General features: G+C 69.3%; 12 protein-coding genes. 11 read left to right on the top strand and 1 reads right to left on the bottom strand.

The genetic code is table 11. From position 1 onward, the window contains the following. Both Q392_RS33525 and Q392_RS25290 read left to right on the top strand, forming a co-directional pair. The coding region (locus Q392_RS33525) for a ShlB/FhaC/HecB family hemolysin secretion/activation protein (protein ID WP_038214722.1) at window positions 1-351 on the top strand (351 nt) is incomplete at its 5' end. Between the two features lie 11 nt (window positions 352-362). Further along, complete coding sequence (locus Q392_RS25290; RefSeq protein ID WP_157008263.1) at window positions 363-1175, top strand: DUF6216 family protein; 813 nt, start codon at window positions 363-365, stop codon at window positions 1173-1175. A 45-nt stretch (window positions 1176-1220) separates the two neighbouring features. Here Q392_RS25290 and Q392_RS25285 read toward each other — a convergent pair whose 3' ends face one another. Continuing rightward, on the bottom strand, window positions 1221-2126 hold the full coding sequence (locus Q392_RS25285) for a LysR family transcriptional regulator (RefSeq protein ID WP_038214719.1): 906 nt from the start codon (window positions 2124-2126) through the stop codon (window positions 1221-1223). 120 nt (window positions 2127-2246) lie between these two features. Between Q392_RS25285 and Q392_RS25280 the strand changes: the two genes are divergently transcribed. The 9 genes from Q392_RS25280 to Q392_RS25240 all read left to right on the top strand — a co-directional run. Continuing rightward, window positions 2247-4376, top strand: coding sequence for a 3-hydroxyacyl-CoA dehydrogenase NAD-binding domain-containing protein (locus Q392_RS25280; RefSeq protein WP_038214718.1), 2130 nt, complete (start codon window positions 2247-2249; stop codon window positions 4374-4376). Between the two features lie 196 nt (window positions 4377-4572). After that, window positions 4573-5754 (top strand): acetyl-CoA C-acyltransferase, encoded by a 1182-nt coding sequence (locus tag Q392_RS25275; protein ID WP_038214717.1) that lies wholly within the window; start codon window positions 4573-4575, stop codon window positions 5752-5754. 11 nt (window positions 5755-5765) lie between these two features. After that, the gene (locus tag Q392_RS25270; protein ID WP_038214716.1) at window positions 5766-6962 is read left to right on the top strand and encodes an acyl-CoA dehydrogenase family protein; all 1197 of its coding nucleotides are present in this window, start codon (window positions 5766-5768) and stop codon (window positions 6960-6962) included. Between the two features lie 13 nt (window positions 6963-6975). Further along, window positions 6976-8118 (top strand): acyl-CoA dehydrogenase family protein, encoded by a 1143-nt coding sequence (locus Q392_RS25265; protein WP_038214714.1) that lies wholly within the window; start codon window positions 6976-6978, stop codon window positions 8116-8118. Further along, entirely contained in the window at window positions 8115-8924 is an 810-nt protein-coding gene (locus tag Q392_RS25260) for an oxepin-CoA hydrolase, alternative type (RefSeq protein WP_038214705.1), read from the top strand. The genes Q392_RS25265 and Q392_RS25260 overlap by 4 nt, the downstream gene beginning before the upstream one ends. Then, a complete protein-coding gene (locus Q392_RS25255; RefSeq protein WP_038214702.1) occupies window positions 8921-10129 on the top strand; it encodes a CaiB/BaiF CoA transferase family protein in 1209 nt (402 codons plus the stop codon). The genes Q392_RS25260 and Q392_RS25255 overlap by 4 nt, the downstream gene beginning before the upstream one ends. Window positions 10130-10166: 37 nt before the next feature. Beyond that, the gene (locus Q392_RS25250; protein ID WP_038214699.1) at window positions 10167-11159 is read left to right on the top strand and encodes a Bug family tripartite tricarboxylate transporter substrate binding protein; all 993 of its coding nucleotides are present in this window, start codon (window positions 10167-10169) and stop codon (window positions 11157-11159) included. A gap of 24 nt (window positions 11160-11183) precedes the next feature. Next, window positions 11184-11933 (top strand): electron transfer flavoprotein subunit beta/FixA family protein, encoded by a 750-nt coding sequence (locus tag Q392_RS25245; protein ID WP_038214697.1) that lies wholly within the window; start codon window positions 11184-11186, stop codon window positions 11931-11933. 11 nt (window positions 11934-11944) lie between these two features. Beyond that, a partial coding sequence (locus Q392_RS25240) for an electron transfer flavoprotein subunit alpha/FixB family protein (RefSeq protein WP_038214694.1) occupies window positions 11945-12726 on the top strand: 782 nt, incomplete at its 3' end.

Raw genomic sequence — 12726 nt, 5'->3', positions numbered from 1 at the left:
ACGCCGCTGGTGCCGCAGGACCGTTTCGCCATCGGCGGGCGCTACACGGTGCGCGGCTTCGACGGGGAGACCAGCCTGATGGCCGAGCGCGGCTGGCTCGTGCGCAACGACGTGGGCTGGGCGATGGGAGCGAGCGGCGCGGAACTCTACGCGGGGCTGGACTACGGCCACGTGGGCGGCGCGAGCGTGAAGTACCTGCTGGGCAACCACCTGGCCGGCGCCGTGATCGGCGTGCGCGGCGCCTTCAAGCGCCTGAGCTACGACGTGTTCGTCGGTGCGCCGGTGTGGAAGCCCGAGGGGTACCGCACGGGCAGGGTCACGGGTGGGGTCAATTTGAATGTGAGTTTTTGAGATCGATCGACATGAATGGAAATTTCGCCACGACATTGACCGCATGGATTGGCGTGCTCGGCAGCCTCTCCGGCTTGGCCCTCCTGGTGCTTGTCTGGTTCAGAACCCGATCGCTGCACATTCCCATGTATCGGCTCTGGCAGCTTTTCCATGGAAAGCAGGAAATTGCCGATGAGAAGGTGCGGCAGTTCATGGCCAGAGAGAACAGTCTGATGCACTTTCGCTTCGTGAAGGGTATCCAGGTCGAGACACTCGGCGACTGTCACAGGGTGATCGATTGGGCTGAGAACCGGCGGATTGGCATGAGCGCTGTTGCCGCGTGCGGCCGGTTCTTCGACTACGTCAAATGCCAAGTTGTGCAGCCCTTGCCGCAATGGAGGAAGGGGACGGCGTTGATCGTCTTGTGTTTGCTGACGTTCATGGCTGCCCTGGGCATTGGGGCACTCATGAAGTCGGAGCGTGCCCTCGTGAGCCTCAAGGCCACCGACCGCTTCCTCTGGCTGACCGCGCAGACTGCGCAGCCGTTCCGGCCCCGGGAAGCACCGATTCTCAGATTCGCCGATTGCACCGGCACATCTTCTCCTGGATCCAGCATGACGTCAGGCGCTTTCACGGCAGAGGAGCAGGAGATCCTCTGCGCGGCCTTCGCCGATCGTGATGGAACCGCCCGATTCGTATCGCAGGCCATCCAGTCCCAGCGGTGGCCGCTCGTTCCGCTGCTGATCGTGGCGATCGTGACGTGCCTGTGTTCTTTTCGCATCCTGGGGAATATGGCCGCGGCCATGCGGCTGTTGCAGGAACTCAAGAAGCGCGAGGCTGCATAGGCGCATGATTTAGCGCGCTGCCGCATCCTGCGGTGCCGGCGAGCGTCAGTCGCCGCGCCGCCCCGCCTCCTGCGCGCGCGCCAGCATGAAATCGATGAAGGTGGTGATGGCCTTGGTGCGGTGCCGGCCGGGCATGTAGAGCATGTACATGTGGGTGCCGAAGATCGACAGGCGCCACTCGGTCAGCGCGGCGATCACCTCGCCCTCGCGCAGCTCGGCGTCGAACACGTAGTCGGGCACGATGCCCACGCCCAGGCTGGCGAGGATGGACTGGCGCAGGAACAGGAAGTTCTCCGAGATCAGCGTCGGCTCCAGCAGCACCTCGTGCCGTTCCCCGCCGAGGTAGGCCGACACGCGCAGCTGCCGGCCGTGCACGGCCGAGGTGATGAGCGGCACGTGGCGCAGGTCCGGCAGCGCCACCGGCATGCCGTGCTCGCGCGCCCAGGCGCTGCTGGCGCAGGCGACATAGTGCACCGGCCCCATGTCGCGCGCCACCAGGTTCTGCGGCGGCTCGGACATCACGCGCACGGCGATGTCCACCTCCTCGCGCATCAGGTCCTCCACGCGGTTCTCGAACATCACGTCCAGCACGATGCCGGGGTAGGTGCGCTTGAAGGCGATCAGCCAGTCGGACATGACGAGCTGCCCGTAGCCGCTGGGCACCGAGAGCCGCACGCGGCCCTGCAGGCTCTGGCCGAGCGAGGTGACGGACTCGCGCGCGGCCATCAGCTCGTCGCGGATGGCGCAGCCGTGCTGGTACAGGCGCAGGCCGATCTCGGTGGGCTCGATGCGGCGCGTGGTGCGGCGCAGCAACTGCTGGCCCAGGCTGCGCTCGAACTGGCCCAGGCGGTGGCTCACGTTGGCGCGGCTCATGCGCAGGCGGCGCGCGGCCTCGCTGAGGTTGCCGGCCTCGATGATCTCGACCAGCAGGGACAGGGCGTTCAGGTCCATCGTCAAATCGTATTTGACAGTGTGTCAATCGTGGTCGCAATTGTCGCGTGGCGCATGGCAGACCAGAATCCCGGCATCGCCCCCGGCCGTTCTGGCCATCCCCTGCCCGGAGACATATCCATGACCGAATCCGCCGCGGCGTCCGCCGCCGTCATCCGCAGCGCCCGCCACGGCGAGGTGCTGTGCATCACCATCGACAACCCGCCCGTCAACGCCATCTCCTCGGCCGTGCGCCGCGGGCTGAAGGAGGCGGTGGAGGCCGCCGATGCGGACGCCGGCGTCAAGGCGATCCTGATCGTGGGCGAGGGCGCGAACTTCGTGGCCGGCGCCGACATCCGCGAGTTCGGCCAGGCGCCGCAGCCGCCCTCGCTGCCCGAGGTGTGCAACCGCATCGAGGATTGCGCCAAGCCGGTGGTCGCCGCCATCCGCGGCGCCGCGCTGGGCGGCGGCCTGGAGATCGCGCTGGCCGCGCACTGGCGCGTGGCCCTGGCCGACGCCAGGCTGGGCCTGCCGGAAGTGCAGTTGGGCCTGATGCCCGGCGCCGGCGGCACGGTGCGCGCGCCGCGCCTGGCCGGTGCGCAGGCCGCGCTGGACCTGATGCTCAGCGGCCGCCACGTCAAGGCCAAGGAAGCGTTGTCGCTGGGCCTGGTGGACCGCATCGCGGACGGCGAAGACGCCCAGGCCGCCGGCCTGGCCTACGCGAACGAACTGCTGGCCCAGGGCGCCGGCGTGCGCCGCACCCGCGACGCGCAGGGCCTGGCCGACCGTGCCGCCGCGCAGGCCGCCATCGACGCCGCCAAGGCCGACACCGCGAAGAAGTCGCGCGGCCTGTTCTCGCCGATGAAGATCGTTGAAGCGGTGCAGACCGCGCTCGACAAGCCCTTCGAGGAGGCTGTGAAGCTGGAGCGCGAGGCCTTTCTCGCCTGCATCGACAGCCCGCAGCGCGCCGGCCTGATCCATGCCTTCTTCGCCGAGCGCGAAGTGGCGAAGGTGCCCGAAGCCAAGGCGGCGCAGCCGCGTGTGCTCAACAGCGTCGGCATCGTCGGCGGCGGCACCATGGGCGCGGGCATCGCCGTCTCGGCGCTGGATGCGGGCCTGCCGGTGGTGATGGTCGAGCGCGACCAGCCTTCCATCGAGCGCGGCCGCGCCAACGTCGAGAAGGTCTACGACGGCCTGATCAGGAAGGGCCGCATGACGCCCGAGGCCAAGGCCGCCGTGATGGCCCGCTACACCGGCGCCACCGACTACGCCGCGCTCGCGGACGTGGACCTGGTCATCGAGGCCGTGTTCGAGGACATCGAGGTCAAGAAGGCCGTGTTCAAGGAACTGGACCGCGTGTGCAAGGCCGGCGCTGTGCTGGCCACCAACACCTCCTACCTGGACATCGATGCCATCGCCGCCAGCACCTCGCGGCCGCAGGACGTGATCGGGCTGCACTTCTTCAGCCCGGCCAACATCATGAAGCTGCTGGAGATCGTGGTGCCGGCGAAGGTCAGCGCCGACGTGGTGTCCACCGCCTTCGCGCTGGCCAAGAAGATGAAGAAGGTGCCGGTGCGCGCCGGCGTGTGCGACGGCTTCATCGGCAACCGCATCCTGGCCGTGTACAAGCAGGCGGCCGACTACATCATGGAAGACGGCGCCAGCCCCTACGAGATCGACGAGGCGGTGCGCGGCTTCGGCTACCCGATGGGACCGTTCCAGGTGACCGACCTGGCCGGCGGCGACATCGGCTGGGCCACGCGCAAGCGCCGCGCCGCCACCCGTGACCCGAAGGCGCGCTACGTCGAGGTGGCCGACCGCGTGTGCGAGCGCGGCTGGTTCGGCCAGAAGACGGGCCGCGGCTTCTACCTGTACCCCGAGGGCGCCCGCGTCGGCCAGCCCGACCCCGAGGTGCTCGCCATCGTGGATGCCGAGCGGCAGAAGAAGGGCATCACGCCGCGCCAATTCACCGCCGAGGAGATCATGCGCCGCTACATGGCCGCGATGGTCAACGAGGGCGCCAAGGTGGTGGAAGAGGGCATCGCGCTGCGGCCGCTGGACGTGGACGTGACCTTCCTCTACGGCTACGGCTTCCCGCGCCACCGCGGCGGCCCGATGAAGTACGCCGACATGGTGGGCCTGCCGAAGATCCTGGAGGACATCCGCGCCTTCGCCAAGGAAGACCCGCTGTTCTGGAAGCCGGCGCCGCTGCTCGAAAAGCTCGTCGCCGAAGGCAGGGACTTCGCCAGCCTCAACCAGCCCAAGGGCTGAGTCGGATTTGCGTTCGATCGACAACTACCGTTCGGGCTGAGCTTGTCGAAGCCCCGCGCAGCGCTTCGACAGACCCAGCGTGAACGGATCGTGGGGGTTGAACGCGCGTCCGTATGAATCCAACCCAATCCGCACTGCATCCCCGACGCTCGGGGAGGGCGGTGCTCAACCCGAATCTTCCTCAAGGAGCCATCCCATGCGTCAGGCCGTCATCGTTTCCACCGCCCGCACGCCGCTGACCAAGTCGCACCGCGGCGAACTCAACATCACCCCCGGCCCCACGCTGGCCAGCTTCGCGGTGCGCGCCGCGGTCGAGCGCTCGGGCATCGACCCGGCGCTGATCGAGGACGCCATCCTCGGCTGCGGCTACCCCGAGGGCATCACCGGCCGCAACATCGCGCGCCAGGCGGTGATCCGCTCCGAGCTGCCGCTGTCCATCGCCGGCACCACCGTCAACCGCTTCTGCGCCTCGGGCCTGCAGGCCATCGCCATCGCGGCGGGCCGCATCGTAGTGGACGGCGCGCCGGCCATGATCGCCGGCGGCGTGGAAAGCATCTCCGGCATCCGCACCCGCGAGGACGGCAACTCCGGCATGGACCCGTGGATCGTGGAGCGCAAGCCGCAGCTGTACATGGAGATGATCGACACCGCCGACGTGGTGGCCCAGCGCTACGGCATCGGCCGCGAGGCGCAGGACCGCTTCTCGGTCGAGAGCCAGCGCAAGACCGCCGAGGCGCAGGAAGCCGGCCGCTACAAGGACGAGATCGTGCCCGTGACCACCGTCATGGCGGTGGCGAACAAGGAGACCGGCGAGGTCAGCAAGAAGCAGGTGACGGTGGACCGCGACACCTGCAACCGCCCCGGCACCACCTACGAGTCGCTGGCCAAGCTGGCGCCGGTGAAGGGCGCGGACAAGTTCGTCACCGCGGGCAACGCCTCGCAGCTGTCGGACGGCGCCAGCGCCTGCGTGCTGATGGAAGCCAAGGAGGCCGAGCGCCTGGGCCTGCAGCCGCTGGGCGCCTTCCGCGGGCTGGCGGTGGGCGGCTGCGAGCCGGACGAAATGGGCATCGGCCCCGTCTTCGCCGTGCCCAAGCTGCTGGAGCGCTTCGGCCTGAAGGTCGAGGACATCGACCTGTGGGAACTCAACGAGGCCTTCGCCTCGCAGTCGATCTACTGCCAGCAGAAGCTGGGCATCCCCGAGGAGCGGCTGAACGTCGATGGCGGCGCCATCTCCATCGGCCATCCCTTCGGCATGACGGGCGCGCGCCTGGCCGGCCACATCCTGCTGGAAGGCCGCCGCCGCAAGGCCAAGTGGGGCGTGGTGACGATGTGCATCGCCGGCGGCATGGGCGCGGCCGGCCTGTTCGAGATCTTCTGAAGGGGCCGGCCATGGACCTGAATTTCACACCCGAAGAGGAAGCCTTCCGCGGCGAAGTACTCCAGTTCCTGCGCGACAAGCTGCCCGAGCGGCTGTCGAACAAGGTGAAAAACGGCCTGCGCCTCACGCGCGAGGACATGGCCGAGTGGCACGCGATCCTGAACGAGCGCGGCTGGCTGGCCAACCACTGGCCCAGCCAATACGGCGGCCCGGGCTGGGGCGCCGTGCAGAAGTTCATCTTCGAGAACGAGTGCGCCCTGGCCGGTGCGCCGCGCATCGTGCCCTTCGGCGTCAACATGCTGGGGCCGGTGCTGATCAAGTACGGCAGCGAGGCGCAGAAGCAGTACTGGCTGCCGCGCATCCTGAACGGCGAGGACTGGTGGTGCCAGGGCTATTCGGAGCCGGGCTCTGGCTCGGACCTGGCCTCGGTGAAGACCACGGCGGTACGCGATGGCGACCACTACATCGTCAACGGCCAGAAGACCTGGACCACGCTGGGTCACCACGCCAACATGATCTTCTGCCTGGTGCGCACCAACAAGGAGGCCAAGGCCCAGGCGGGCATCAGCTTCCTGCTGGTGGACATGGACTCGCCCGGTGTCGAGGTGCGGCCCATCATCACGCTGGACGGCGAGCACGAGGTCAACGAGGTGTTTTTCACCGACGTGCGCGTGCCGGCCGCCAACCTGGTGGGCGAGCAGGACAAGGGCTGGACCTACGCCAAATACCTGCTGACCTACGAGCGCACCAACATCGCGGGCGTGGGCTTCTCCGTCGCCGCGCTGGAGAAGCTCAAGCGCATCGCCGCCAAGGTGCAGCGCAACGGCCGGCCGCTGACCGAAGACCCGCTCTTCGCCGCGCGGCTGGCGAAGGTCGAGATCGACCTGGAGAACATGAAGACCACCAACCTGCGCGTGATCGCCGCCGTGGCCGGCGGCGGCGTGCCGGGCGCTGAAAGCTCCATGCTCAAGATCCGCGGCACCGAGATCCGGCAGGAGCTTTCCTCGCTGGCGTGCCGCGCGATGGGCCCGTATGCGCAGCCCTTCATCGAGGCCGCGCTGCACGAGGGCTACGACGAGCCGCCCGTCGGCCCGGCCGAGGCCGCGCCGCTGGCCTCGCAGTACTTCAACAACCGCAAGCTGTCGATCTTCGGCGGCTCGAATGAAATCCAGAAGAACATCATCTCCAAGATGATCCTGGGCCTGTGACGAGGAGCGCACCGTGAACTTCGAACACACCGAAGACCGCCGCATGCTGGCGGACTCGCTGGACCGCTTCATCGCCGAGCAGTACGGCTTCAACGAGCGCGACCGCATCGCGCGCAGCGACGAAGGCTTCGACGCCGCGCGCTGGTCGCAGCTGGCCGAGATCGGCGCGCTGGGCGCGCTCTTCCCCGAGGACGTGGGCGGCTTCGGCGGCGCCGGCTTCGACGTGGCCGTCGTCTTCGAGAGCCTGGGCAAGGGCCTGGTGGTCGAGCCTTTCCTCGGCGCGCTGATCGTCGGTCGGGCCATCGCGCAGGCCGGCAGCGCGGCGCAGAAGGAACGCATCGCTTCCCTCATCGACGGCAGCACCGTCGCCACGCTGGCGCACGAGGAGCCGGGCTCGCACTATGAGCCGACGCAAGTGGCCACGCGCGCGGAGCGTTCGGGCGATGGCTGGGTGCTGAAAGGTGCCAAGGCGGTGGTGCAGCTGGGCGACCGCGCCGGGCTGCTGCTGGTCTCGGCCCGCACCGGCGGCGCGGTCGGCGACGCGCAGGGCATCTCGCTCTTCCTGATGCCGGGCGACACGCCGGGCCTCGCCTGGCGCGGCTATCGCAAGGTCGATGGCGGCCGCGCGGCGGAACTGGCGCTGGACGCGGTGAAGCTCGGCGCCGACGCGCTGCTCGGTGCCGAAGGCGAGGGCGCAGCCGTCCTCGAGCACGCCACCGGCTGGGGCCTGCTGGCGCTCGCGGCCGAGTCGCTGGGCGCGATGGAAGTCGCCAAGCGCGACACGCTCGAATACCTGCGCACCCGCAAGCAGTTCGGCGTGCCCATCGGCAGCTTCCAGGCGCTGCAGCACCGCATGGCCGACCTGCTGCTGGAGATCGAGCAGGCGCGCTCGGCCGTCATCAACGCGGCGGCCGCCATCGACGGCGGCGACCGCATCGCGCGCGAGAAGGCGCTCGCGGCCGCCAAGTACAGCGTCGGCCGCATCGGCACGCGCGTGGCGGAGGAGTGCATCCAGCTCCACGGCGGCATCGGCATGACCTGGGAGCTGCCGCTGTCGCACTACGCCAAGCGCCTGGTGATGATCGACCACCAGCTCGGCGACGAGGACCACCACCTCGCGCGCTACATCGCCCTCGGCAAGGAGACCTCGCAATGACCGACACCGCCGTTCCCCCCATCCTCACCCGCCGCGAGGGCGCCGTGCTGGTGCTGGCGATCCACACGCCCGGCAAGCGCAACGCCATCAGCGCCGGCCTGTACGACGCGCTGGCCGAGGCGCTGACGGCCGCGCGCACCGACGCGGGCGTGGGCGCCGTGGTGCTGACGGGCGCCGACGGCTACTTCTGCTCCGGCGGCGACCTGAACCAGCTCGCCAAACGGCGCGAGCTGCCGCCCGAGGCGCGGCGCGAGCGGCTGGAAGGGCTGCATGGCCTGATCCGCCTGCTGCGCGACTTCCCCAAGCCCATCGTCGCCGCGGTGGAAGGCGGCGCGGCCGGCGCCGGCCTGTCGATGGCGATGGGCTGCGACCTGCTGGTGGCGGCGCGCGATGCCGTGTTCTCCGTCGCCTACGTCAAGGTGGGCCTCACGCCCGACGGCGGCGCCACCGCCTTCCTGGCGCAGGTGCTGCCGCGCCAGATGCTGACCGAGCTGTGCCTGACGGGCGACCGCGTCGGCGCCGAGCGGCTGCATGCGCTGGGCGTGGTCAACCGCCTCACCGAGCACGGCGGCGCGGACGCGGAAGCCATCGCCCTGGCCGCGCGCCTGGTCGAAGGCCCCGAGCAGGCCACGGCCCGCATCAAGACGCTGTGCCGCGAGGCGATGTCGAACACGCTCGACGCGCAGCTCGACCGCGAGGCCGAGTTCATGGTCGAGGCGCAGGGCACGGCGGAGTCCGCCGAGGGCATCGGCGCCTTCCTGAACAAGCGCACGCCCGACTACGTGGCGCTCAGGAGCCGGCGATGAGCGAATCGCAACAACGCCTGCCGTTGGCCGGCGTGCGCGTGCTGGACCTGTCGCGCGTGCTCGCCGGCCCCATGTGCGCGCAGGCCCTGGGCGACCTGGGCGCGGAGGTCATCAAGATCGAGCACCCGGGCCGCGGCGACGACACGCGCGACTGGGGCATCCGTGTCGGCGCGCGCAACACCGCCTACTTCAACAGTGCCAACCGCAACAAGCAGTCGGTCGGCGTGGACCTGCAAAAGCCCGAGGGCCAGCGCATCGTGCGCGAGCTGGCCGCCAGGAGCGACGTCGTGATCCAGAACTTCAAGTTCGGCGGCATCGCGAAGATGGGGCTGGATTACGAATCGGTGAAGGCGATCAATCCCGGCGTCGTGTATTGCTCCATCACCGGCTACCGCACCGACGGCCCCGAGGCCGCGCGCCCCGGCTACGACCTAGTGGTGCAGGGCGAGGCCGGCCTGATGGCGCTCAACGGCGAGGAAGGGCAGGGCCCGCTCAAGTTCGGCGTGGCGGCGGTGGACATGTTCACCGGCATGTACTCGGCGCAGGCCATCCTGGCGGCGCTGTTCGACCGCCAGCGCACCGGCGAGGGGCGGCACGTCGAGATGGCGCTGTACGACTGCGGCCTGATGATCACCGCCTACTACGGCATGGAGGCGCTGCTGCTGGGCGACGACCCGCCGAAGTACGGCAACGCGCACCCCTCCATCGTGCCCTACGGCGTGTTCGATGCGGCCGACGGCCCGCTGGTTATCACCGTGGGCAACAACGCGCAGTTCCAGCGCTTCTGCACCGAGGCGATCGAGCGGCCCGACCTGGCGGCCGACGAGCGCTTCGCCACCAACACCGGCCGCTCGCAGAACCGCCATGCGCTGCTGCCCGAACTGCGCGCGGAACTCGCGCGCCGGCCGCGCGAGCTGCTGTTGCAGCGCCTGACCGCTGCCGGCATCCCTTGCGGCGAGGTGCTGGGCCTGCTGGAGGCGCTGCAGTCGCGGCGCTCCGCCGAGGCCGGCCTGCTGGCCGAGCTGCCCAACCCCGAGGTCGGCCGCGTGCAGGTGCTGGCGCCGCCCTACCGCATTGACGGCCGGCGCATGCCCGTGCGCGCCGCGCCGCCGCTGCTCTCGCAGGACACCGACCGCGTGCTGGGCGGGCTGCTGGGCATGGATGCACAGGCCATCGCCGCGCTCAGGCAGGACGGCGTGCTGTAGCCGCCACCGACCCCCCTTTTTTGAGATCCGTCGACCGATGACTTCCGCAACTTTCACCCGCCGCCACGCGCTGGCGCTCGCCACCCTGTCCCTGGCTGCCATCGCCGCCGCCCCTGCCGCCGCGCAGGAGTGGCCCACCAAGACCATCAAGCTGATCGTGCCCTTCCCGCCGGGCGGTCCCACCGACACCGCCTCGCGCGTGGTCGGCCAGAAGCTGGCCGAGCGCCTGAAGCAGCCGGTGGTGGTCGAGAACCGTGCCGGCGCCTCCGGCACCATCGCCGCGCAGTTCGTCGCCAAGAGCGCGCCCGACGGCTACACCTTCATGATGCTGGCCACGCCCACGCTGCTGGCGCCGCACCTGTACAAGTCGGCCGGCTACGACGTGAACAAGGGCTTCGCCCCCGTCGCCACGGTGTACGACCTGCCCATCGTGGTGGTCGTGAACCCCACCGTCATGCCCGACGTGAAGACGCTGCCCGAGCTGATCGCCAAGGCCAAGGCCGAGGGCGGCAAGCTCAACTACACCAGCTCCGGCCCCGGCAGCTTCGGCCACCTGACGATGGAGATGCTCAAGGACCTGGGCCAGTTCGACATGCAGCACATCGCCTACAAGGGCGGTACGCCGGCCGTGACCGACCTGCTGGGCGGGCAGGTGCCGGTGATGTATGCCGACCTCGTGGCCGCGCTGCCGCACATCCAGGCCGGCAAGCTGCGCGCCATCGCCGTCGGCTCGCCGCAGCGCATCGTGCAGCTGCCCGACGTGAAGACCATCGCCGAGCAGGGCTTCAAGGGCTTCGACGCCGTGTCGTGGGGCGGCCTGCTGGCGCCCGCGGGCACGCCCAAGCCGGTGGTGGACCGCGTGAGCGCCGAGGTCAAGCAGATCCTGGCCGACAAGGGCGTGCAGGAGCAGCTCGTCAAGGCCGGCGCCATGGCCGCCTACGGCGACCCTGCGCAGATGGCCGAGCGCATCCGCATCGACTTCGACAAGTGGGGCAAGGTCATCCGCGACAAGAAGATCGCCGTCAACTGAACGAACGCAGCAAGGAGTGCAGCCATGAAAATCCTGGTGCCCGTCAAGCGGGTGGTGGACAAGGACATCAAGGTCCGCGTGAAGAGCGATGGATCGGGGGTGGACATCGCGAACGTGAAGATGAGCATGAACCCGTTCGACGAGATTGCGGTGGAGGAGGCGGTCCGGCTGAAGGAAAAGGGCGTGGCCACGGAGGTGATCGCGGTGAGCTGCGGCGAGGCCAAGTGCCAGGAGACGCTGCGCACGGCGATGGCCATCGGCGCGGACCGTGGCATCCTGGTGGAGTCGGCCGAGGAGCTGCAGCCCCTGGCGGTGGCCAAGCTGCTGAAGGCCCTGGTGGACAAGGAGCAGCCCGGCCTGGTGATCCTGGGCAAGCAGGCCATCGACGACGACGCCAACCAGACCGGCCAGATGCTGGCGGCGCTGGCGGACCTGCCGCAAGGCACCTTCGCCGGCAAGGTGGAAGTGGAAGGCGACAAGGTGAAAGTCACCCGCGAGGTGGACAGCGGCCTGGAAACGGTCACGCTCACGGTCCCTGCGGTCATCACCGCCGACCTGCGCCTGAACGAGCCGCGCTACGTGACGCTGCCCAACATCATGAAGGCCAAGAAGAAGCAGCTCGATACCGTGAAGCCGGAAGAGCTGGGGGTGGACGTGGCCCCGCGCCTGAAGACCCTGAAGGTGAGCGAGCCGCCCAAGCGCGGCGCCGGGGTGAAGGTGCCGGACGTGGCCACGCTGGTGGACAAGCTCAAGAACGAAGCCAAGGTGATCTGAGGAAGACCGACATGAGCACACTCGTCATTGCAGAACACGACAACCAGAGCCTCAAGCCCGCGACGCTGAACACGGTGAGTGCAGCCAGCGCCATCGGCGGCGACGTCCACGTGCTGGTGGCCGGGCACAACGCCGGGGAGGTGGCCAAGGCGGCCAGCCAGATCGCCGGGGTGGGCAAGGTGATCCATGCGGATGGGGCCAGCCTGGCGGACGGCCTGGCCGAGAACCTGGCAGCCCAGGTGCTGGCCCTGGCGGGCGACTACAGCCACATCCTGTTCCCCAGCACGGCCAGCGGCAAGAACGTGGCGCCGCGGGTGGCGGCCAGGCTGGACGTGGCGCAAGTGAGCGACATCACCAAGGTCGTCAGTGCCGACACCTTCGAGCGGCCGATCTATGCGGGCAACGCGATCGCGACGGTGCAGAGCAGCGATGCCAAGAAGGTGATCACGGTGCGCACGACGGGCTTCGATGCGGCCGCGGCCACGGGCGGCAGCGCAGCCATCGAAACGAAGGACGCGGTGGCCGACAGCGGCAAGAGCGCGTTCGTGGGCCGGGAGGTGAGCAAGAGCGACCGTCCGGAGCTGACGGCGGCCAAGATCGTGGTGTCGGGCGGAAGAGCGCTGGGCAGCGCGGAGAAGTTCCAGGAGGTGATGACGCCGCTGGCGGACAAGCTGGGTGCGGCGATCGGGGCGAGCCGCGCGGCGGTGGATGCGGGCTACGCCCCCAATGACCTGCAGGTGGGTCAGACGGGCAAGATCGTGGCGCCGCAGCTGTACATCGCGGCGGGGATCTC

The sequence above is a fragment of the Xenophilus azovorans DSM 13620 genome (assembly GCF_000745855.1).
GTDB classification, from domain to species: domain Bacteria; phylum Pseudomonadota; class Gammaproteobacteria; order Burkholderiales; family Burkholderiaceae_C; genus Xenophilus; species Xenophilus azovorans.
This window is presented reverse-complemented; position numbering and strand designations above follow the sequence as displayed.

Bases quoted from the DNA above. Each gene is read 5' to 3' on its own strand.
- Q392_RS25255 (WP_038214702.1), top strand. From the start codon at position 8,921: ATGAGCGAATCGCAACAACGCCTGCCGTTGGCCGGCGTGCGCGTGCTG.
- Q392_RS25245 (WP_038214697.1), top strand. From the start codon at position 11,184: ATGAAAATCCTGGTGCCCGTCAAGCGGGTGGTGGACAAGGACATCAAG.
- Q392_RS25250 (WP_038214699.1), top strand. From the start codon at position 10,167: ATGACTTCCGCAACTTTCACCCGCCGCCACGCGCTGGCGCTCGCCACC.
- Q392_RS25275 (WP_038214717.1), top strand. From the start codon at position 4,573: ATGCGTCAGGCCGTCATCGTTTCCACCGCCCGCACGCCGCTGACCAAG.
- Q392_RS25270 (WP_038214716.1), top strand. From the start codon at position 5,766: ATGGACCTGAATTTCACACCCGAAGAGGAAGCCTTCCGCGGCGAAGTA.
- Q392_RS25285 (WP_038214719.1), bottom strand. From the start codon at position 2,126: ATGGACCTGAACGCCCTGTCCCTGCTGGTCGAGATCATCGAGGCCGGC.
- Q392_RS25290 (WP_157008263.1), top strand. From the start codon at position 363: ATGAATGGAAATTTCGCCACGACATTGACCGCATGGATTGGCGTGCTC.
- Q392_RS25260 (WP_038214705.1), top strand. From the start codon at position 8,115: ATGACCGACACCGCCGTTCCCCCCATCCTCACCCGCCGCGAGGGCGCC.
- Q392_RS25280 (WP_038214718.1), top strand. From the start codon at position 2,247: ATGACCGAATCCGCCGCGGCGTCCGCCGCCGTCATCCGCAGCGCCCGC.